The sequence below is a fragment of the Fibrisoma montanum genome, from assembly GCF_003583365.1.
GTDB lineage: Bacteria > Bacteroidota > Bacteroidia > Cytophagales > Spirosomataceae > Fibrisoma > Fibrisoma montanum.
Genome location: NZ_QXED01000019.1, coordinates 43,294 through 65,032 on the forward strand (window position 1 = coordinate 43,294; position 21,739 = coordinate 65,032).

General features: G+C 55.0%; 20 protein-coding genes. 14 read left to right on the forward strand and 6 right to left on the reverse strand.

The window, feature by feature from the left end:
* The first annotated feature begins 48 nt into the window (after positions 1-48).
* The 5 genes from DYU11_RS32315 (at position 49) to DYU11_RS32335 (ending at position 6,119) form a co-directional block, all read left to right on the forward strand.
* Positions 49-1,137: a hypothetical protein gene (locus DYU11_RS32315; protein ID WP_119671892.1), complete on the forward strand. Its 1,089-nt coding sequence runs from the start codon at positions 49-51 to the stop codon at positions 1,135-1,137.
* A 298-nt stretch (positions 1,138-1,435) separates the two neighbouring features.
* A complete protein-coding gene (locus DYU11_RS32320; RefSeq protein ID WP_119671893.1) occupies positions 1,436-2,836 on the forward strand; it encodes a Gfo/Idh/MocA family protein in 1,401 nt (466 codons plus the stop codon).
* 51 nt (positions 2,837-2,887) lie between these two features.
* Positions 2,888-3,601, forward strand: a complete 714-nt coding sequence (locus DYU11_RS32325) for a 3-keto-disaccharide hydrolase (protein ID WP_119671894.1) — start codon at positions 2,888-2,890, stop codon at positions 3,599-3,601.
* Positions 3,602-3,833: 232 nt separating this feature from the next.
* Positions 3,834-5,018: a carboxypeptidase-like regulatory domain-containing protein gene (locus DYU11_RS32330; protein WP_119671895.1), complete on the forward strand. Its 1,185-nt coding sequence runs from the start codon at positions 3,834-3,836 to the stop codon at positions 5,016-5,018.
* Positions 5,019-5,435: 417 nt separating this feature from the next.
* A complete protein-coding gene (locus DYU11_RS32335; RefSeq protein WP_119671896.1) occupies positions 5,436-6,119 on the forward strand; it encodes a TlpA disulfide reductase family protein in 684 nt (227 codons plus the stop codon).
* A gap of 91 nt (positions 6,120-6,210) precedes the next feature.
* On the opposite strand, the gene arfB is transcribed toward DYU11_RS32335, so the two are convergent.
* Complete coding sequence (gene arfB / locus DYU11_RS32340) at positions 6,211-6,612, reverse strand: alternative ribosome rescue aminoacyl-tRNA hydrolase ArfB (RefSeq protein WP_119671897.1); 402 nt, start codon at positions 6,610-6,612, stop codon at positions 6,211-6,213.
* A gap of 103 nt (positions 6,613-6,715) precedes the next feature.
* On the opposite strand from arfB, the gene DYU11_RS32345 reads away from it, so the two are divergent.
* The 9 genes from DYU11_RS32345 (at position 6,716) to DYU11_RS32385 (ending at position 10,933) form a co-directional block, all read left to right on the forward strand.
* Positions 6,716-7,051 (forward strand): hypothetical protein, encoded by a 336-nt coding sequence (locus tag DYU11_RS32345; protein ID WP_147368096.1) that lies wholly within the window; start codon positions 6,716-6,718, stop codon positions 7,049-7,051.
* Positions 7,052-7,162: 111 nt separating this feature from the next.
* Positions 7,163-7,504 (forward strand): hypothetical protein, encoded by a 342-nt coding sequence (locus DYU11_RS32350; protein WP_119671899.1) that lies wholly within the window; start codon positions 7,163-7,165, stop codon positions 7,502-7,504.
* A 143-nt stretch (positions 7,505-7,647) separates the two neighbouring features.
* A complete protein-coding gene (locus DYU11_RS32355; RefSeq protein ID WP_119671900.1) occupies positions 7,648-8,034 on the forward strand; it encodes a hypothetical protein in 387 nt (128 codons plus the stop codon).
* A 54-nt stretch (positions 8,035-8,088) separates the two neighbouring features.
* On the forward strand, positions 8,089-8,853 hold the full coding sequence (locus DYU11_RS32360; protein ID WP_119671901.1) for a hypothetical protein: 765 nt from the start codon (positions 8,089-8,091) through the stop codon (positions 8,851-8,853).
* Positions 8,854-8,968: 115 nt separating this feature from the next.
* Positions 8,969-9,331 (forward strand): hypothetical protein, encoded by a 363-nt coding sequence (locus tag DYU11_RS32365; protein WP_229366171.1) that lies wholly within the window; start codon positions 8,969-8,971, stop codon positions 9,329-9,331.
* A 43-nt stretch (positions 9,332-9,374) separates the two neighbouring features.
* The gene (locus tag DYU11_RS32370; RefSeq protein ID WP_119671903.1) at positions 9,375-9,725 is read left to right on the forward strand and encodes a hypothetical protein; all 351 of its coding nucleotides are present in this window, start codon (positions 9,375-9,377) and stop codon (positions 9,723-9,725) included.
* A 145-nt stretch (positions 9,726-9,870) separates the two neighbouring features.
* Positions 9,871-10,218, forward strand: coding sequence for a hypothetical protein (locus tag DYU11_RS32375; RefSeq protein ID WP_119671904.1), 348 nt, complete (start codon positions 9,871-9,873; stop codon positions 10,216-10,218).
* Between the two features lie 4 nt (positions 10,219-10,222).
* Entirely contained in the window at positions 10,223-10,576 is a 354-nt protein-coding gene (locus tag DYU11_RS32380; RefSeq protein ID WP_119671905.1) for a hypothetical protein, read from the forward strand.
* Between the two features lie 6 nt (positions 10,577-10,582).
* Complete coding sequence (locus DYU11_RS32385; protein ID WP_119671906.1) at positions 10,583-10,933, forward strand: hypothetical protein; 351 nt, start codon at positions 10,583-10,585, stop codon at positions 10,931-10,933.
* Positions 10,934-10,945: 12 nt separating this feature from the next.
* Here DYU11_RS32385 and DYU11_RS32390 read toward each other — a convergent pair whose 3' ends face one another.
* The 5 genes from DYU11_RS32390 to DYU11_RS32410 form a co-directional block, all read right to left on the reverse strand.
* Complete coding sequence (locus DYU11_RS32390) at positions 10,946-14,341, reverse strand: VCBS repeat-containing protein (RefSeq protein WP_119671907.1); 3,396 nt, start codon at positions 14,339-14,341, stop codon at positions 10,946-10,948.
* A gap of 18 nt (positions 14,342-14,359) precedes the next feature.
* The gene (locus DYU11_RS32395; protein WP_119671908.1) at positions 14,360-15,061 is read right to left on the reverse strand and encodes a hypothetical protein; all 702 of its coding nucleotides are present in this window, start codon (positions 15,059-15,061) and stop codon (positions 14,360-14,362) included.
* 155 nt (positions 15,062-15,216) lie between these two features.
* A complete protein-coding gene (locus DYU11_RS32400; RefSeq protein WP_119671909.1) occupies positions 15,217-17,076 on the reverse strand; it encodes a RagB/SusD family nutrient uptake outer membrane protein in 1,860 nt (619 codons plus the stop codon).
* A gap of 13 nt (positions 17,077-17,089) precedes the next feature.
* Positions 17,090-20,218 carry a SusC/RagA family TonB-linked outer membrane protein gene (locus DYU11_RS32405; protein WP_229366172.1) on the reverse strand — a complete coding sequence of 1,043 codons (3,129 nt, stop codon included), beginning with the start codon at positions 20,216-20,218 and terminating at the stop codon, positions 17,090-17,092.
* Positions 20,219-20,530: 312 nt separating this feature from the next.
* Positions 20,531-21,730 carry an FG-GAP repeat domain-containing protein gene (locus DYU11_RS32410; RefSeq protein ID WP_199736866.1) on the reverse strand — a complete coding sequence of 400 codons (1,200 nt, stop codon included), beginning with the start codon at positions 21,728-21,730 and terminating at the stop codon, positions 20,531-20,533.
* Positions 21,731-21,739 lie beyond the last annotated feature (9 nt).

Below are 21,739 nucleotides of genomic sequence, written 5' to 3' on the forward strand. Positions count from 1 at the left end.
CCTTTTGCGCGGCCGGTGGTTGTTTATAGACCATTAACACGAACAACCATGGCACAATCAGCAAATCTTTCTGATGGCGCACGAGAAGCCAATCAGGTATCCAGCGATGACGCGGAAACGATGTTTGGGGTTGATCAAGCCGAAACAAATATGGTCAAACTGGTAGACGGCAAGCTCGAACCAACCGCGAAGACCACCGGTGATGTCTCCGAAGATATGCCGCGTATTCGCCTGGGAAGCGACGAAGAGCGGGCACTAACCGGTGATGACAAGAAAAAATACGAAACGTCGGAAGCGGCTCTGCGGGCGGGCGGTTTTGTTACGGACAGCAATGCTGTGCCTGATGATCCGATTGCCACGGCCGAAATTACGGGTAATCCGGATGCAGGTTCGTCGGTGAACGCTGGTCTGCCTTCGGAAAACGAAGCGGCCAACGACCGGACGGAAACAGACCCGAACGCGACGCCCACCAGTTCATTCGGTGGCTGGGCGGTTCCGACAGGCGATATGATTCCGCCAACCCCAGGAACGCCCGATCCTAATAACCCGGTGCCTCCCGCGCCCGATACCCCGCAGCCCCCAACGCCGAACGGCCCGGTACCGGAGTATCCGCCGTTGCCGGAAGTACCGCCCGTAAACCCGCCCATTCAGGAGCCGGGTACGGAACCGCTGCCGGACATCAACGCAACTAATTTTGTTACGTTCACGTCCTCGTTTTCGGCCGATCCGACCGCTGGTACGGATATGCCGGGCAAAATTGCGGCCGACGGGGTCGAACGGAACGACGTAGTACCGGATGGAGTAACGCCTGCGGGTGTAACCCCGGGTGAGATCGTGCCGGGCAACCAGTACGAAGGGATGTCGGCCGGGCCGGAAGAAGGCATGAAAGACGAACCCGACACCGGTGAATCGGCGCGTCCGTACGACGTTGACGCGAAGGACACGGATACGTACAAGCCCGGCGAACGGCCTCAGGAAGCTGAGGAGATGCGCGAGCAACCCCGCGCATCGATGGACGAGAGCAGCGTCAAGGCTGACGATATGATTACGGGTTCTGATCGGTCTGATCAGAAATCGACCGAGGGTCTGGACCTGAAATACAACGATCCGGAAGCCGCACGGCAGGACGTTATCTAATTACCTTACCAACCATCAACAGACTGTTCGCAGCCGGGGACAAAAGTCCCCGGCTTTTTTGCGTTCGTGCCACTTCAGAATAGCGTTGGCGTATCAGTCAAACCGGTACGCCGGACCGCCCTGAGGGGGCTTAGCGCTGCTAATTTCAAGAGTCCATGGTAAGCGGAGCTAAGCCCCTTCAGGGGTTTGGGGTAATAATGAAATTGATACTATTCAGTAGCTACGGCGGTTCCGACCCTTTTACGAATACAATCCTCAACGTCAACGAGCGTTCGGGTTATAGTAAATCGAACAACCTATGCAGCATGACAATTCTTCGCGCCGATCGTTTCTGAAAACCCTCGGCCTGGCCGGTACGGCGGCTGCGGCAGCCCCTGAAACGCTGGCCGCTTCGACGGGTTCATCGGCCCAGTATCTCAACCTCATCAAAAGTCACAACAGCACGGCCGCCAACAGCAAGGTACGTATTGCGCTGATCGGTACGGGCGGCATGGGCATCGGCGATACGCAGACCGCCCTGATGGTCGACGGTGTCGAGATGGTAGCCGCCTGCGACCTCTACGACGGCCGTCTGCGCCGGGCCAAGGAACTCTGGGGAGACCAGTTGACAACCACCCGCGATTACCGCGAACTGCTGGACCGCTCCGATATCGACGCGGTGATCAACGCCACCACCGACCACTGGCACGAGAAAATATCCTCCGACGCCATGCGGAAAGGCAAGCACGTGTACTGCGAAAAACCGATGGTTCAGAAAGTCGAGGATGGCCACACGCTGATCAAGGTTTCGAAAGACACAGGCAAGGTGTTTCAGGTCGGTAGTCAGTTTGCCAGTTCGATCATTATCTCCAAAGCCAAAGAACTGCTGAAAGCCGGCGACATCGGCGAGCTGGTGTTTGCCGAAGCGCAGTATGACCGCCACAGCGCCATGGGTGCCTGGCAATATTCGATTCCGCCCGATGCCTCTCCGCAGACCGTCGACTGGGATACGTACCTGGGCAGTGCGCCCAAACGCCCCTGGGACCCGCTCCGTTTCTTCCGCTGGCGGAACTACCGGGACTACGGTACCGGGATCGCGGGCGACCTCTACGTTCACCTGCTGACGACGCTGCATACCATCACCGGCTCCAAGGGACCTAACCGGGTGTATTCGAGCGGTGGGCTGCGCTACTGGAAAGACGGCCGCGACGTACCCGACATTCAGTTGAGTATCTACGATTACCCCAAAACCGCCGAGCACCCCGAGTTTAACCTGACAACCCGCTCAAACTTCGTCGACGGGGGCGGGGGCGGTTACCTGGTACGGCTGGTTGGCACGGAGGGCGATCTGTCCATCGGCTGGGATAGCCTGACGGTCCGGCGGAACAAGTTTCCAAAAGCCCCGGGCATGTCGATCGACAATTTTCCTAAGGATCAGAAAGAACTGTTTGTTGCCGAGTACACTAAACTGTACCCGCAGCGGCCCGAGATGGAAGGTCCGAAAGAGTTCAAGTACATGGTGCCGAAAGACTACAAAGGCGACCGCTACGAGCACTTTGTGAACTTCTTCAACTCGATCCGCGACAAAACACCGAACATCGAGGACGCTACGTTCGGCCTGCGCGCCTGCGGACCGACTCAGTGCGGCAACATGAGTTATTTTGAGAAGAAGCTTGTCGGCTGGGATCCGAACGCAATGAAGATTATGAACGCAACGTAGGAAGTACATATTTGTAAACGACGACAAAACCAACGCAAACCATTCTGTACCATGAAAAAGACAACCCTTATTCTGGTCGGCTTACTGGCCGGGGCCGTTGCCCTGCCCGGTTTCCGAACCACCTACGACGCCCCCGGTAAGTGGGTCACGCTGTTCAACGGCAAAGAAGTAAAAGGCTGGCACAGCTACCTGAAAGACCGCGCCATCGGCTGGAACGTGGAAGACGGTACGTTGACGCCCGACGGGACGGGTGGCGACCTGGTAACCGACAAGGACTACGAGAATTTTGACCTGGAGTTTGAGTTCAAGATTCCGAAAGGCAGCAACAGCGGAGTTGTGTACAAAATCATCGAAAGCCCCGACAATAAAACGACGTATATGTCGGGGCCGGAATACCAGGTGATCGACGACGAGTTCTACCGGATCAAAGACGCCCAGGGCAACAGCACCAAGCTAAAAGGCAGCCAGTTGACGGGTGCTAATTACGACATGATAGCTCCCAACGACCCGACCGCCGTGAAACCCGCCGGCGAGTGGAACAAAGGCCGGATTGTGGTCAACAACAACCACGTCGAACACTACCTGAACGGCAAAAAAGTGGTCGATTACCAGTATGGCACCGACGAGTGGAAAGCGATGGTGGCTAAGAGCAAGTTTGCCAACTGGGCCTACGCGACGCCCCACGCCAAAGGTAAGATTGCCTTGCAGAACCACAGCCCGGACGAGAAAGTCTGGTACCGGAACATCCGGATTCGGGAGTTGTAGAAAGTTCTTTTCTGTTTTGACCCAGCTTGTGAAGAGCTGGGTTATTTGTTTTAAAGCAGTTGAGCCATGGTACTCATTCTCCCGGCTGACTTTTTCTTTTTATTTGACGACGTCGTAGAATACATCAATGACTGCTTGTTCTTGGGCACTGGCTGAATGCCGTATACGCCTTTATTTTACTGTCAGCTAACCGAAATGCACTTGTACAACAACCCATCCCATTTATAAGAGTATGCTGCTTAAAGCGGTTCTGACGATTTCTGTCACATTGCTATTGACCCAGTTTAACTGGGCTCAAACGACGATTCGAGGGCAGGTTCAAAATGGTAACAATCAGGAAGCATTACCATTCGCCAACGTTTTTCTTTCCGGCACGACCAAAGGGACAATGACCGATCAAAACGGTTCATTCACGTTACTTAACGTTCCTTCCGGCAAATTTGACTTGATCGTCTCCTACGTTGGTTTCGCTACCCTTAAAACAACGATTCAGACGCAGGAACAAAAGCAGTATCGATTTATACTCAAACCGCTGGCTAATCAATTGGATGGCATTACCATTACAGCCCGCCGTCGAAGAGATGCCAACTGGGCTAAACAGCTCAGTCTGTTTACCGAACTATTCATTGGAAGGAGTCAAAACGCGCGATACTGCCAATTACTCAATCCACAGGTACTGTCGTTCTCTCAGCGAGGTGACACGCTCAGAGCTTCCGCTCAGGAACCTTTATTGGTTGAAAATCGAGCGTTGGGGTACCGGATTAAATTTCAGCTGGAGCACTTCGCCTATACGGATTCATCCGCTCTTCTTTCCTACCAGGGCGATCCCGTTTTTGAGCCCTTGACCCCTGCTACTGAGCCAGAAGCTAAACGTTGGCAGGCGAACCGACAAAAAGCTTACTTTGGATCATTGATGCATTTTGGCCGGGCTTTGTATCGACGCCAGTTAGCTCAGGAAGGATTTACGATTCAAAAAGTTATTGAACGAACGAGCAGGCAAGGGGAGATAGGACTACTTGGGGTAGCCGGTGATACAACCGTATCTGTCAAATCGTTGACGAACCCGAAGCGATGGGTTTCTTTACCAATGGCCGCCTACAGGCACTTGTTAGACACGGTTCGGTCAACGGCTCTTCAGTCCGTTGTGGCCTTCAGTGATTTGATTCAAGTGATCTATACCAAAGAGAAAGAACCCTATGAGTATCAGCGAACGCACCGTTCAACGCTATATGACAATCCTGACGCTTTTCAAAAGACCTTGATGCGAATGCTGGCGTCCAACGTCACTGTGGAAGCGAATGGACAGTTCTGGCCTCCTCGCGGTATTCGTAATCAGGGATATTGGGCTTGGGAATTAATGGCGGATGAGTTACCGTTCGATTACGACCCTAAAGAAGGCATTACTCGGTTAAAGTAGCTTGCCTTCGTGAGTGTAGTGGCTTCACGGGGCACACCACAAATTCTATGATGCCGTCGTACAATCAACCCTTAATCGACTTCCTCCGCTGAACCCAAACTACGTTGGACATTACATATTACCGGTTGTTTTCTCTCTACGGGATCATCAAAACGGGGAGTTATTAGTGCCGCCTGATACCGATTATCATGGCGACCAAGCGAATCGTGTCGTTTTACAAACGGTTAACGTTTTAGGAGATAAGCACTACAGAACACAAAATTAGTTCTTTGCTATAATGCGTCAGCCGGTTGATACGTAGTCGCTTAACGCTATTCAGCACCATGAACCATACGGTCAATAGATACACGGGCCTGAGTAAAAGAATACCCCTTAGACGTCGTTATCCAGATACGTTTACCCCGAACCTCACGACCAATGAACTCCTCACCGGTCAAGCCCTTACTCGTATACGGATTTACGTTGATTTACCTGCTTCACGCAGAAAGCCTCTATGCTCAAATCCATTCGCTGAAGCTCTGTTCTGAAACGTTTCAGAAAGCTAGGCAGGCAGTATCCGATAGCAGACGGGCCAATCAATCCGCATCGTTTACACTCTTCAGCCCCGCTGCTCAGACGCTTCAACAAAGCTATCAGGATTGGTCAGACTGTATGAAAGGCCAAAAAGCGCCTTTGTCATCATTTAAAACGCTGACTGGAGAAACCTACGATACCACTTCGTTAGCTGGAAAGATTCTCGTAATAAACTTCTGGTTCATGGGCTGCGCACCCTGTGTGGCTGAAATGCCCGCTCTCAATAAGCTGGTAGAGAAGTATAAGGGAAAAAACGTTCTTTTTCTTGGTTTCTCAACGGACAAAGCAGACCGGCTAACACCCGCTTTTTTTGAGAAATCTCCCTTCAACTTTAAAATTGTCGCCGACGCTCGTGGCCTCGCCCGCTCGTTTTATGTCATGGGCTATCCCACTACCTACGTTGTCGACCAGCAAGGGATTATTCGCCAGGCGTGGATGGGCTTTTCAGACACGGGAGTGAGCAAGTTGGACCCTTATTATAAAGCCAAAGTGACCATTGATAACTTGCTGGGAGCCGATGGTAAGTGAGCCCACAATTACCCAGCGGGGTGTTCCAGTGATCGATTGCTTATGAACAAACAAAGTCAACCAGCCGATCACGACTTTGCTCGTTGACGGGCTAATACTCGACTTTCTTCCTGCCTGCCTTCACCTCGCCTTTGCGCTGTTTCTCGGCCCGGCGCTCCGCTACGGATGCCTTCGTGGGCCTGGTAGCCTTGCGGGGTTTCTGCTGCTCGAACGCCTTTTCGATGAGCCGGTAAAACTTCTTGGTCACCTTCTCTTTGTTGGCCAGCTGTGTCCGTTCGGTCTGATGGCTCAGCACCAGTTCGCCCTCGGTGGTCAGCTTGGCAGCCAGCTTTTCCAGCAGTATAGCCCGCTCCTCTTCCGTCAGCAGGGCCGACTCCCGAACGCTGAACCGCAGCTCGGCCTTCGTCGCCACTTTGTTGACGTTCTGCCCGCCTTTGCCGCCACTGCGGGCAAACTGGTACTGCAATTCGGGTTGTAAACGAGTCGCATCCATTACTCTCTAGTCATTCAATAGGTTTTCAGGAAAAACAGATTCTCTATGCGAACAATCGCTGAATGGTCAAGTTTGTTCCCTACAAACATTACCATTCAACGTTATGGCACACGCGCATCCAATTAACATGCTGGACGACACCCTGCAGACCCTGCAGCAACGCGATCTCGAACCCAGCACCGGCGCAGACTTGATCAAAGACTGGCTCTCCGTACTGAATCATACGGAAGGTGCCCAACCTGCTGCCCAGAGTTTGCAGGCACTTTACGACGAACTGAGTAACCCGCAGCCCGACACAGCCCGCACCCGCGACCTGCTCAATCAGGTGGCTCAGCAAACCGAATCCCTGTCGCGCACCGTCGGCTCGTCTTACGCGGACTCGCTTAATCAACTCGCGGGATCGCTCCGTTCGTTCGCCCTCGACCTTAACCGACTTTAGTTCCGGTTTTCTCTATTCGGCGTACGGCGATTGGCGCTCCGGTAAACTGACGCCAAAGGCCGGCGTAACCTAAAAACTAGTACTCAACAAACGTCAAACTCAACTAGAAACATGGCACATCACGATCAGAAAATAGCCACCATGATTGACGACACCCTGCACACCCTCGGCGGGGGCGCTCCGGCTACCTCGCCCGAACACGGCGTCAATCTGGTAGAAGACTGGATTGCGATCGTCCGCACGAACGTCAATACGCAGTGGGTGGCCGAGCCGCTGGCGAAGCTACGCGATGCGCTCGACTCCAACAACATGCGCGAAGTGGAACGGGTGATGCGCGATCTGGCCGGCCAGACCGAAGACCTGGCCAACAATGCGGCCGAAGGACAAAACAAACAGGAACTGCGCAACCTCGCTACGGCCCTCCGGGACTTCGCGCAGGGAATGGCTAAATAGTTTGTAGTTCGTGGTTTGTAGTTGGTTCGTGGTTAGTGGTTCGTGGTTTGTAGTTCGTAGTTCGACAGTTTAAGAACAAACCACAAACCACAAACCACGAACCACTAACCACGAACCATCAACCAAAGACATTTCACAACAACATGGCACTTACATCAAAAAATCCGGAAACGGTAGCCCTGATCGAACGCATGGACGATGTGCTCGACAGCGACATTCACGAAACCACGCCCAAGGAGGGCGTCCAACTCATTGACGAGTGGCTCAACGTACTGGAAAACAACGGACTCGACAGCACCGACGCGATCGTTGATATTCTGGAAGAACTGCGGGCGCAGCTTGATCCGCAGGCCGTTGAACAACCCAATACCGGCCGCATCACGTCGCTGCTGCAGGACCTGATCGACCAGACGCAGCAGGTAGCCCGTTCGGCCGAAGCCAGCGCTGAAGAAGTAGAGCTCCAGCAGCTTATTGCCACGCTGGAAAGCCTGCACCGGCAGCTTGCCGATACCTCGGCCAATGAGCAGTAAACGGGCGGCTCTGTTTCGCCCTATTTCAATACGATAGTCTAAACCAACAAACCCATGGCATTCGAACAACAAGCATCTGGTCTGATTGACCAAACCATTCAGGCATTCAACGGCAACGTAACGGCGGTCTCTCCGCAGGATGGCATTACGCTGATCGACAGTTGGATTAGTGCATTCCGGTCGACGGACGAACAGGCGAATCCGATTTCGGACAGCCTCAGCGCCCTGAAAACGGAGTTGCAGAAAGGCAATCCGAGCACATCCGAGATTTCGACAATTCTGAAGGCGCTTACGGATCAGGCCCGCGACGCTGCCAATTCTGCCGATACGGGCGTGCAAACCCGGGTAAACGCCCTGGTCGACGCTCTGGGCAGTTTCCAGCAGCAACTCACGGGCCAGGCCGGTCCGGCCAATACGGGTGGACAGGCCCCTATGTCCAGCACCGTTGGCGGCAACTCGTCGACCAGTGGCGCCGGCACTACGACCTCGGGATCAACTCAATCCTACATGGATGATCCGACCGGCAGCGACGGTGGAATGGAACCCCGCAACACCACCAATGACGCTACCAGCGCCCGCCAGACCGGGTCGGAGAGCGTTGGGGGCGACAACTACGGTCAGTCGGGAGTGCCCGACGCCGGCAACACCCAGGGGGGTGGCTCCTATGGCTCCGGCTACGGAACCGGTTCGACGGCCGAAAAGGGTACTTCCAACTCAGGTACCGACCGCGACATGCACAGCGGCTCAGTAGGCGGCAGTTCCATCAGCGGTGGTCAGAGCGATTCGGAGACCGGTTCCTCAGGCGGCCGTTCGAGCTAGGCCCCACACAAACCTGTTAACGAGATGCTTCCATCCAGTGGAAGCATCTCTTTTTTTACGGCCAAAACAAACCGGCGATGGTCGGGTTTTAGAAGAACGATTAATGACTCAACTTATGGCAAATCAACATTCTCAAACGGAAGGATCGAAAGCAACAACGCTTATTGACGAAACCGTTCGCGCCTTCGACCAGGGCCAGGCCGTTTCACTTCAGGAAGGCATCTCACTCATTACCGACTGGTTCTCGTCCGTCAAAAACAACCACGAAGCCGGCAAAATCATGCAGCCGCTCACCGAACTGCGCGACGAGCTGCAAACCGGCTCACCGAATGCTGGGCGGATGAAGCAGTTACTCAACCAGCTGGCCGACCAAACCGAGCGCCTGGCTGCCGAAACGGAGGGCGATGTCCCGTCCCGCCTGAATACCCTGGCAACGGCACTTCGTAACTTTGCGGGTCAATTTTCAACGGCCGTTTAGACGGTTTACGGTTAACTGACACCCCCAAACCCCTGACAAAAACATGGCTTCACACGCATTGGATCAGCGTTTATTCGAGCAAATGCAAACGATGTTCGGCGAAGGTAGTTCGGCTACGGCCTCGCCCACGGATGGCGTCCAGCTCATCAATAAATGGTTGACGGTTCTAGAAGCCGACAACTCCCGCAAGACGGTCAACATTGAAGAGAAGTTGAAAGAATTGCGCGGTCAGCTGCAGTTTACTAACCCAGATGCTGACCGCGTCCGGGAACTGCTGATGTCGCTGGCCGAGCATACGAATCAGATCGCGCAGGGTTCCGATTTGCAGGAGCCAACGATCAACAAACTCGCTGACCTGGCTCTGCGCTTGCAGAACTTCAGCAGTCAGTTTTAAATCGGTTTTCGGGTTACGGTTTGTGGTTTGTAGTATTCAGTTTACGGTTTTTGGGCTTGGCCGCGAAGCACTCCGGTACCAACTCCGAAAACCGTAAACCACAAACTGAAAACCGAAACCCGAAAACTGTCAAACCACAAACCTCATGTTAGGATCAAATATTCTGGAAGAGCGGATGCTCGAAGATACGCTCGGCCTTTTCCGCGACGGCAACCAGGCAGGCGTATCGCCGGCGCAGGGTGTCATGCTTATCGATGGCTGGCTGCAGGCACTGCACGGCGACCCGAATCTGGACCAGCTCCAGAGTCACCTCAACGAACTCCGTACGGAGCTTCAGGCAGCCCAGCCCAACGGTGGTCATATCCGGCAGCTGCTGTCCGGCCTTGCCGACCAGGCGGAGCAGGCCGCCCAGGCTCCTACGTCTGAAGGCACCTGGACGGGTAAACTGATCAGTCTGTCGAAAGTATTACGGAACTTCAGTGAAAAGCTTTAATACAATGGAAACGTACCCACTGGAAAAACGAATGCTGGCCGATACGCTGGGGCTGTTTGGCTCAGGTCGTGATGCCAGCGCCCTTACCCAATCGCCCGACCAGGGCCTGTTGCTGATCGAAGGCTGGCTGAACGCCCTGCGTGGCGATGGGCCAACGAGTGCCATCAGTGCCGAACTCGCCGAACTCCGGACGCACCTTCGGTCGGAGCGTCCCGATCAGGATCGCATCCGTCAGTTGCTGATGAACCTGGCGGGCCATACGGACCGGATCACCAAAGATCCGGCAGTTGATCCGCAAACGGGTAGTCAGCTCAAGCAACTGGTCGATTCCCTACGTAATCTCGGTAGCCAATTTTAACCAATTATGACCTCACACGAACGTTCAACCGACCTGCTCGACGCTACGATGAGCACCCTCGAAGGGGATATTGCCAACGCGACACCCCAGAGTGGCACGGGCATCATCGACGAATGGCTGGAGCAGCTTCGCCAGGCTGATAACACCGTCGACATTGTGGATCTGCTCGAACAGGTGAAGAACCAACTGAAAAGCGGACAGATTGACACCGGAAAACTGGCGCAGCTGCTGACGGATCTGTCCACAAAAACGCAGAATCTAAGCACCCGCCTGGGACCGGAAGGCGACGTAGTGACCCGACTTGTGGCGCTGTCTTCGGCCCTGCAAACGGCTGCCGGCCAACTCAGAAATCACTGAGACTGACTGGCTTCACTGTACCGCCTTGCCCTGGCGCTGGTACGCCCGGATTGGCTGCTGATTAATGCCGAACAATAGCGTATTGCCGACCGGCAGCACAGTCCGTACATCGCCCGTCAGCCGAAAGCCGGACTGTGCCTGTGGTACGGGTGCAAAACCGCCTTTTCCGTCGCCCCGCAGCAGAACGCCATAGTTGGCATCGGCCCGCCCGAACCGCAGCCGGGCGTGTGTCGTATTGCCGCACAGCAACAGGTCTTTGTGGCCGTCCTGGTCGAAGTCGAGGGGCGTCAGCGTGAACACCGGCGCTACCTGAGCCGCCAGGGGAAGGGCTTTTTCGGCCAGTTTACCCGATGGGCTGCTCAGCAGACAGGTCGTCTGTAACTGATTCGCCGTCAGTCGCTGAGCACCGTCAAGTTCATCGGCGGTGAATACGTCCGACAACGTAGCATTGGCGTATTTGTCGTAGGTTGTAAACCGCGGGCGCAGCATCGCCAGCTGATCAAGCAGTTCGTCGCGGGTGGCGTGGGGGTAGCTCCGGCCCTGTACGTACAGACACAGCACCGGATCAATTTTTCCGTTGTTGTCAAAATCTTTGTACACCAGTTCGGCCGGCTCCTTGTCACTGGCGCGGCATTGGGTGTTCAATCCCTGATTACCCACCACCAGATCCGGCCGACCATCGCCGTTGAGGTCATCGACCAGCAGTTTATTCCACCAGCCCCGGTACTCTTTTTCCAGAAAGTCTTTTGTCCGATCCATCAACTGGTTCGATTGCCAGCCCAGCACCGTAATGGGCATCCACTCCCCTACTACCACCAGTTCCGGTTTGCGGTCGCCGTTGAGGTCAGTCCAGGCCGCGTCGGTCACCATACCGATCCGTTCGAGATTTGGCGCCAGCTTCGCCGTCTGGTCAGTAAACGTACCATTGCCCGCGTTGATAAGCAGGTAGCTGCGGGGCGTTTCGGGGTATCGACCAGGAATCACACGCCCGCCCACGAACAGATCGGGCCGACCGTCGCCGTTCAGGTCCCCTACCCGCGCGCAGCTCGTACTCGTCAGCATGACCGGCAGGGCATTCGGGCTCCTGGTAAACTGCCCCTGGCCGTTGTTCAGATACAGGCGGTCCTGCAGCTCCGGGGATTTGTCCGCGTCAAAATTATGATACCCCCCGCTGCAAACGTACAGATCGGGGAAGCCATCGCCGTTGGCATCGAAAAAGACCGCGTCGGTATCCTCACTGGCTTTGTCGCCCTCAAACCCCGGCTGCGGCTGCCGGCTGAACTGCCCATCGGCCTGTTGCACGTATACCGTTCCGGGCTGTCCACTGGTGCCCCCTACAAACACATCCTCACGGCCGTCGCCGTTCACATCGGCTTTGGCCATACACGGACCACTGTGCGAGACGGCATTAACCAGCAGTGGCTGCCGTTTGAAATCATTGATCGGCGCGGCAGGAAACGTATGCACAACCGGCGATTTCACCTCGCGGAAAACCGTGGGGTCCGCAACCACCGGCCGGTACGTTGACCGGGCGTCGGCGGCTTTCAGGGTCAGCACCTGATCGGCCTTTACGTTCGTCAGCACCTGCTGTTTACCGCCCGGCCAGACCACCCGCAGCGAATCAATGACCGGATCCGTACCCAGCCCGAAGTGCAGCCGGGGCGATACGCTCGATTGATAGCCCTGCGTCGGCATCTGCTCCCGAAACTGCTGCCGACCGGCCCGGTACAGCGTCACTTTGGCACCCAGCCCCTGCGTGTTGGCACCAGCGCCTGCCAGACTCACGGTCAGGTAGTGATGTTTCAGGCGGTTTTCGACGTCGTTGCGGTAAATGAACGCGGGTTGATTCGTGTTGTTGGTCACCAGATCCAGGTCGCCGTCGTTGTCGAGGTCCGCGTAGACCGCGCCGGTACTGTTCGACGCCTGCGCTAGTCCCCAGGCCGCGCCTACATTGTCGAAGCGCACTTCGTCAGCCCGGCCACCCCGGTTCCTGAACATGTAGTTGATCACGTTCGACGCCGGCATCTGATGCACCAGTTGCAGCACCTCCTCCCGACTCGGGTTCGTCGGGCGATTCTGCATGAAGTCGTTCATGTACTTCAGGAAGTCCTGATTCGTGTAATCCCGGACGTAGCCGTTCGTGATGAACAGATCTTTCCAGCCATCGTTGTCATAATCGGCCGCGAGGGGTGCCCAGCTCCAGTCGGTATTGGAAATGCCCGCCAGCTGGCCAATTTCCCGGAATGACGGTACGCCATCCCGGTCCGCGCCGTTGCTGATCTGCAGCATATTGCGCATGTTCTGGTGGTGAAATCCCGATGCTACTGCCAACTCGTATTTTTCGTAGTTGTCGGGAGCCAGCAGCAGTTTCTGCCGCCGGTTGTCTTCCGGCAGCATATCGAGCGTCAGGATATCGGGCCGGGCGTCGTTATTCAGGTCGGCCACGGTGTTGCCCATCGAAAAGTTCGACGTATGCCCAACGCTGCGTTTGAGGGCGTCCGTAAACGTACCGTTGTGGTTGTTGAGGTACAGGTAATCGGGTACGCCGTAGTCGTTCGATACGTAGAGGTCGGGCCAGCCGTCGTTGTTCAGGTCCGATACGCCCACGCCCAGACCATACGTCAGTACGGAGCTGCTCAGGCCCGAGCGGTCGGTTACGTCTTCGAAGCGGTTGCGGGTGTTTCTGAACAGCCGGACGCCAATTTCGGGGCTGGTCTGCTTCAGCAGAGCGGCCGTAGCGGCTGGTTCGAGCACGGGCAGCAGGCGCGGATTGTGGTTGAGCTGAAACAGGTCCAGGTCCCCATCGAGGTCGTAGTCAAAAAAGACGGTCTGTGTGCTCTGCGCCGGGCGATCAAGGCCGTACTCAGCCGTGCGGTTCGTAAAGTGCGGCACCCCATTGGCATCGGGGCCGTCGTTGATAAAGAGTTCGGGAATGCGGTTCTCGGCCCGAATCGTGCCGGAGTAACTTACATAGATATCGAGTCGTCCGTCGCCGTTCACGTCGGCCATAGTTACCCCAGTTTTCCAGGGGCTTTCGCGGCCGGCTACCCCGGCGGCAGCCGTCACGTCGGCAAACTGCATATTCCCTTTGTTCAGGTACAGGCGGTTCGGCGTCATGTTGGCCGTAAAATACAGGTCTTCCAGCCCATCGCCGTTGACGTCGCCCACGGCTACGCCCCCGCCGTTGTAGAAGTACTCGTACATCAGAACGTTCGTATTCGGGCCTTCGGTCAGATTATTGGAGAAATCGATGTGGGTCTGGTCGGGAGAAAGCAGCGTAAACAGCGGGGGAATGGTATCCGAAGCGGCCGTTTGCCCGGTCGATGACGACGCATTGCCGCAGCCGGACAGCGCCCAGAGCATGGCTAAAAGGAAGCAGGAAAAGACAGCGAAAACGAAAAATTTCATGAGAAATACGAACGGAAACTACAGCAAGTTACTACAATATTTCAGAAGTTTTTTCAGATCGGCTTCCTGTTTAAAATCAATCGGTTCAGATTCCAGATAGGTTTTTACGGCCTCGCGCTGTTTGCGGAATACGTTCAGGATACTGGCTTTGTTGACCGGTACCGCGCGGCCGTTCTGATCGATGAGGTAATACGTTTTGTCCTTGATCAGCAGCAGATCCCCTTTCGCGTCGAGCGCCCGCACGGACGTGTTGCCGGACGAATAAAACTGGTAATTCGTAATGGCCGACGTACCGGACGATTGCCCGTAGCCGCCCCGTTTTTCGCTTCTCACCGTTTTCAACCCCTGCTTCAGCGCCAGCTTCACCGGGTTGTCGTCTTCGATTACCTCCAGGTACCCCAGCGACCGGTCGAACCAGAACACATCCGGACCGACCCCGACCATCCGAACCACCGGCTCACTCGCTACGGCCAGCGTATCCCCGCGCTGGTCGATGAACTGCATCTCGCCCAGCACGATGTTGTAGTTAAACCGGGCATTGGCCGACGCCCCGGTCTGATACAGAATCTTCCCGTCGCGGAACTGGTCGTACCGATAGCGGTCAGCGAACGGGATGGACTTTTCGCCGGCGGACCCGCTTTTGAGCCGCAGTACGTCCGATTGGGCAAACGCTGCGGTTGTCAGGCCTCCCAGCAGTAAGGTAAACAGAAGCGCTTTCATGAGGTAAGGGGGTTGATTTGTCGCGACAGACTGATGCTATAAGGGGCAAATGCAGGGAAATTACCCAAGTATTCGCTTAAATCACCGGGCCTTAAATAGCCGGTGCCAGCGTAGTGATACGCTGGCACCGGTATAATCTGGCAGAAATGAGCGAATTAGTAGCCGGGGTTCTGCACCAGCTTGTTGTTCCGGTTCATTTCGTCGCGGCTAATCGGTCGGAAATACATTTTGTCGAGCCAGGCACGGTTTTCCTTACCGGGGTCTCCTTCGACTACCCGATACGTGTAATCGTAGCTGGTTGGATCGTATTTGTAAATCGTCACCGTTTTGCCCGGTTTCAACGTACCCGTAATGGCAATCCACTGCACCTTACGGCCAAGCGTGGTCGGCGCAATCATCCAGCGCCGGGCATCATGGTAGCGGTGCTCTTCGAAGACCAGTTCGACACGTCGTTCGTTCCGGTACTGCTGGCGTAGCGCATCACCCGACGCGGTTATAGCAGGCATACCAGCCCGGAAACGTATCTTATTCAGCCAGGTACGGGCTTCGGCATCCTCGCCCAGTTCGATGCAGGCTTCGGCGTAGTTCAGCACAGCTTCCGTATAGCGCAGGAACGGCCAGGGAATCTGCTGCCAGGTGTTCTGGTCAACAATAGCCGGGTTCGGATCAATGAACTTCCGCATGTAGTAGCCGGTATAGCTGCCGTTCCAGTCTTCAACCGTGCTTTTGCGTGTGTCCAGTCCGGCAACCGATACTTTACCGCTGCCGCTGGTCACTTCGTACTGGCCGGTCTGAATCTGATTGGCAGGGTCTTTAGCCGCTACGTCGGCCGTACGGGGTTTCCAGGGAGCACCATCGTACAGAATTGACGCGTAGAAACGAGGATCACGATTAACGTAGGGCGCCGACGCGTGCGCTGGGTTGCTCCAGCTAAATTTGGTGCCATCCATCATCTCGTAATCATCAACCAGTTGCTGAACGGGTGTGTTACCTGCCCAGTTATGATAGCCGTTCGGCCCATTAAACAGACCCTGGCGACCACCGTCCTCCTGCTTGATATTGTTGAACAAGCGTGAGAAAAGAATATCCTTTTCACCACCATTCCGCGCCAGGGCTATGTTCATGTAATTCTCCGAACCTGCTGCTGATGTAGCCGGAGCTGACAAATTCAGCTGCGAACCGTAGGCCGTCAGATCCAGCACGGCTTTTGCAGCCGCTTTGGCCTTCTGCCAGCGCTCCATGCGGCTACCGCTTACGTAGCCGAGCAGTTCTGGCTTGGCAAAGGAAGCATGAGCGGTTGATTTCTGCTTGGCGGTTGTTGCATCATACAGATCGCTGGCTGCATAGGTTAACATACGGGCTTTCAGCGCGAGCGCAGCTGCTTCGTTAGCCCGGCCCAGCGCCATAGCTCTTCCCTTCAGCAGCGCAGCGGCATCGTCGCAATCTTTCACGATGAAATTAATGCATTCTTCCATCGTATTGCGGGGCACTGTATAATCGGTTGCACCCAGTCCATACGTCTTATCCACAATGGGCACACCGCCATAAAACCGGACCAGTTGATGGTAGTAGTACGCCCGCAAAAACTTAGCTTCGCCGGTTAGCCGTTCCACGATGTTGTTCGTGTTTGTAAAACCGGGTTTGGCCAGATTTTCCAGGGCCAGATTACAGGCCCGAATCCGCAGGTACATAGCGTTCCATTCGTGCGGGTTGTTCGCCCAACCCTGATCGGCGGGGTTTGCCCGCCCTTCCGTAATGGTTGTTATACCGCGACCGGGGTGGGTGAACTGCGTTTCGTCGGTGGTCGAAGCGAGTTGCTCCTCATTAAAACCACCGTTGCCTAAGCCGGCATAAATACCGGTGACAAAGGCTTCAGCCAGGGGTGCATCCGACCATACGGCCTGACCTGACACCTGATCCAGCGGCAATGTATTGACAAAATTGTCGTTACAGCTCGTCACGGTCATCGCACCGATGGCCAGGACTAAACTTATCGTTTTAACGTTACGTATCATGTTGACAATTTGGTTAGAATCGTACTGATGCACCGAAGTTCATAATACGGGCCTGCGGGTAATACTGCCCCGTCGCGTTTGACGATTCGGGATCGAACGAACCTAATCTATTAATGATGTTGAATAGGTTCAGCCCATTGGCATACAGCCGCAGGTTGCTGATGCCTACTTTACTCCCGATATTCTCCGGAATGGTGTAACCCAGTTCGAAGTTTTTCAACCGGATGTAGTCAGCCGAACGCAGCCAGTACGTATTTCCATTCGAGTAGTACTGATCGCTTCGGTTGGCAATCCGCGGGTGAACGCTGCTCGGGTTATCGATTGTCCAGCGATTGGTGTAAAACTCCTGCAGGTAGTTACCAATATTCCCCGATTCGCCCAGGCTGATGTACTGACGAGCACCGGCTGATCCCTGGAACAGGATCGTCAGATCGAAGTTTTTGTACGACGCCGTAATGTTCATACCACCCTGGAATAGCGGCAGGTTCGTACGTTCGAGACGATACTGGTCATCGGGAGTGATTTTACCGTCGCCGTTGTAATCCTTGTACTTCATGTCGCCGGGGCGGATGGTTTTTACGATGGCCGAATAGTCGATCTTATTGGCATCGATATCCGCCTGATCTTTAAATACACCGTCGTATTCGTACACCAGGTATGAGTTCAGCGCCCGGCCGGTCGTACGCTGCCACTCGGGAGCACCGGGTGCTTCGTCCCAGAACAGAATTTTGTTCTGAGCGTAGCCGCCGTTCACGCTCACCGAATACCGCAGTGATCCTGCCTGACCATTGTAGCCAATTTGCCCGTCGAAGCCCCGGTTCCGTAGCTTTCCGATGTTTTCAGGAGGCAGCGTCAGACCCGTTGACCGGGGAATCGACGCGTTTCGTGGATACAGGATTGATGTCCGCAGGTTATTGAAGAAATCGAACTCAAAGTTGATTTTACCGTTGAACAACTGCCCTTCCAGACCAATATTAGTGTTGTTAGCCACCTCCCACGTGATGGTCGGGTTGGGAATACGAGCTTCCGACAGCGTTGTGCGGGGAGCGTTGTCAATGATATACGTATTGAATCCGTACGTAGCCAGGTATTGGTAGGTAGCCAGAGTTTCGGTACCCGGGAAATAAATCTGGTCGTTACCCAACTGCCCCCATGAGCCACGCAGTTTCAGGTAGTTAACTGCCGGTACCGAGTTTTTCCAGAAATTTTCTTCCGAGATTACCCAGCCTCCCAGGAAACCAGGGAAGAAGCCGTAGCGGGTTACTTCGGGGAAAATATCGGAACCGTCGTACCGCCACAGGAATTCGGCCAGGTACTTCTCTTTGTAGTTGTAGGCAACCCGGCCGAAGTAGTTGATACGAGCGCGGTTATACGCACCACCCGTACCGTTCCGTTCGAGGTCTCCCCCGGCAAACAACTGGTCGATAGCGGTTGAAATGAAATACCGCCGGAAAGCTTCTACGTTATCCCCCTGAATGGTTTCACGGTTTACACCCGCCAGGAATGTCAGCGCATGGTCGCCAAATTTCTTATCATAGGTAGCAAGTCCCCCCAACAAAATGTTCAGTTGAGTTTCGCCGTATACGTTTAAGCGAGGTTCGGCCGGTCCACGTACGCTGGCAATTAAGTTCGGGTTCCCGTTCGCATCCGTGCCCGTTCCACGTTCGTAGAGCGTCCAGGGCGTTTGCCAGAGCCGGCGGTTACGCAGGCGTTTATCGACAGCCGCTGTACCGCTGATTTTTAGCCCTTCAACACCCGGAATTTTGAAATCAACCTGACCGTTCGACTGGAAATAATCCTGCCTATCGCGGTCATATCCCGTTGCGTTAGTGGTAATGACCACCGGGTTTTCGCCATTCTCGATATCAGGACCGGGACGACCGTCGGGCCAGAAAGCCGGCTGATTGGGCTTACCACGCATCTGCATCCGGAAGATAGCACCGGCTCCGCGCGTCGGGTAATAACGGAATTCTTCACGGGCCAACAAGCCGACGGCCAGGTGAACGTACTTATTGATGTTGGCGTCCAGGTTCACCCGCGCATCATACTGCTTATAACCCGTTGCCGAGTTTTTATAGTACGCATCCTGATTCTGATAGCCGAGTGAAGCCAGATACTTGAAGTCTTCTGTTCCGCCCGTTACCTGCAGGTTATGCTGCTGCTGGGGCGACCAGGTTTTCAGCGTCGACCGGTACCAGTCCGTATTTGGGTGTCCCCACGGATCGGAGCCATCATTGTATTTGGCAATATCCGTTGGTGAATATGGAGCAGTCCGAACGGTACCATTGGGACGGGTGAACGTACCCGTCGTTTTATAGGCCTGGTTAGCAGCCGACCATTCTGAAACCGGAAGCTCGTAGATATTCAGGTCGTTCAGCATTTCGGCGTACTGACCTGCATTAGCCAGCTTCGGAATTACCGTTGGTTGCGCAAAACCCTGGTTGAATGAGTAAGACAGTTGCGGTTTACCGGTTTTACCGCGTTTGGTCGTAATCAGGATAACCCCGTTGGCAGCCCGTGATCCATAAATCGCGGCCGACGCATCTTTCAAGATGGAGATGTTCTCGATGTCGTTCGGGTTGATCCGTTCCAGACCACCCGCCCGAGCCGGGATACCATCCACAACGATCAGTGCATTGTTGTTACCAATGGTATTGGTGCCCCGAATCCGGATAGCCGAACCATCGTAACCAGGCTCACCACTGCGGTTTACGGCCACAACACCCGGCAGACGGCCGGCAATGGAGTTGGACAGGTTCGTTGTCGGCGATTTAATTAAGTCGGAACCTTTCACCGACACAACCGAACCTGTAACGGTTTCTTTCTTCTGCGTACCGTACCCCACGACGACTACTTCGTTCAGGGATTTAGTGTCAGTCGCCAGTTTAATACTGATCGAGCTTTTACCGTTGACGGGGACTTCCTGCGTAATGTAGCCGATGTAGGAGAACACCAGCGTCGGATTGCTGCCCGTTACGTTCAGCTGGTAATTACCGTCAGCGTCCGTGACGGTACCCGTTGTAGTGCCTTTGAGCACTACGCTCACACCCGGCAAGGCGGAACTTTGGTCATCCGTAATCCGACCGCTTACCCGGGTCTGCGCCCAGGCAGCCATTGCCACGAATTGCAGCAGAAACAGCATACAGAGCGACCGTTGAAAAGGCCGACTTCTTGTAGAATGCCTCCCCGCCACCGCAAAAAGAGACGTTCTGGTAAAGGATTTAGCCATAGGTATATTTATGTTTTTTCTTCAAAGATGGAAAAGGATACTACGTTAGGCTTCTACTATACTTTCTTGATGTAAATCTTAAAAAATTTAAAAATTCGACTATTTATTAACCGTATAAATGGTCGCTCATCTATAATTTGGTTAAAAATTGACAATATCTACCTTTATTTTGACCTTGTCTTCTAGTTCATATTAGTCTCTGACCGGATCTGTATACAATGGATTTTACTTCCGCTGATTCCAGTAGATCAGCACGTTCAGGGTAGCGCGGCCGGAGGCAATCAGGTCGAGGTCGCCATCCCCATCGAGGTCGGCGGCCTGAAGGTCTTCGCACGCCATCCGAACGCTGTCGTCGACGGGGTATTCCTGCCATTGCCCGGCCGCACCGGGTACAAACATCCGGATGCCCACCTGCTTGTCGGCGTTGGGATTGCGCCAGCCGGCCACCACCTGATCGCTGCCCAGCCCGAGGAGGTCGCCACAAACCAGCGCATGGCCCTGGTTAAACTTGTCGGTCAGTGTCTGCGTAACGCCATACATCAGCCGGTCGGGGGCGTCGGCGACGGGACCGTTGCGGTACACGGCCACCTTATTGCCATGCATGGGTTCAACCGATGCGACAAACGGAACCTTTCCTTTATCGAATCCCCGCCGGACTTCGCCCATACTGTTGCCCTGACCAATCCAGCGGCCCAGCGGCTCCCAGCGGCCTTTCCGGTATGCCAGTCGTTTGCCGCCTTCCTTACTGCCGATCAGGAGCTGGGTTTCGGCGGCATCCTCCCAGATGTCGACGTTATGGGTCATGTGCATGGTCGAATCAACGAGCTGCGTCGTCCAGGCATCCCGCGGATTTTTCGGCATTTGGTAGGCCAGTACCTTAACGCCCCGTCCGGCACCGTTGCGGTTGTAGCGCCCATGCAGCGGCACCACAATCAATTGAAAGGTGTTGCGCCCAACGCTGGCCCAGCGCATCCGGTGGGTCGTGACTTCATGATGCAACCGGACCGGCTCCCAGGTCTGCGTCGGATCTTTGGGCCGAATGAGGTAGAAAACCGCCCCAGATTTCGTGCTGTCGTCGGTTTCGGCGGGGTTCCAGCCGGCACCAACGGCCACCTCCACCCGCCCGTCACCGTCGATGTCGCGGGCGGCAATGCACACGTTATCCTGCGGGGTCAGGTTGGCCGCCATGACGTACCGCTGCCACGTACCGGTCTTATCGCCCGGATTTTTGTACCACACAAATTCCTTCTGATCGGCCAGCAAAATATCCGGCCGACGGTCGCCGTTCACATCGCCAATGGCCAGGCCATAACCAATGTCAATCTGGTTATCAACGACCTGAACCGTAAATGCAGGGGTTGACTGTGCCTGGGCAACCAGCGTCAGGCTATGGATTGATAGTACGAGAAGCAGGACGTTTTTCATGGCGGTTGG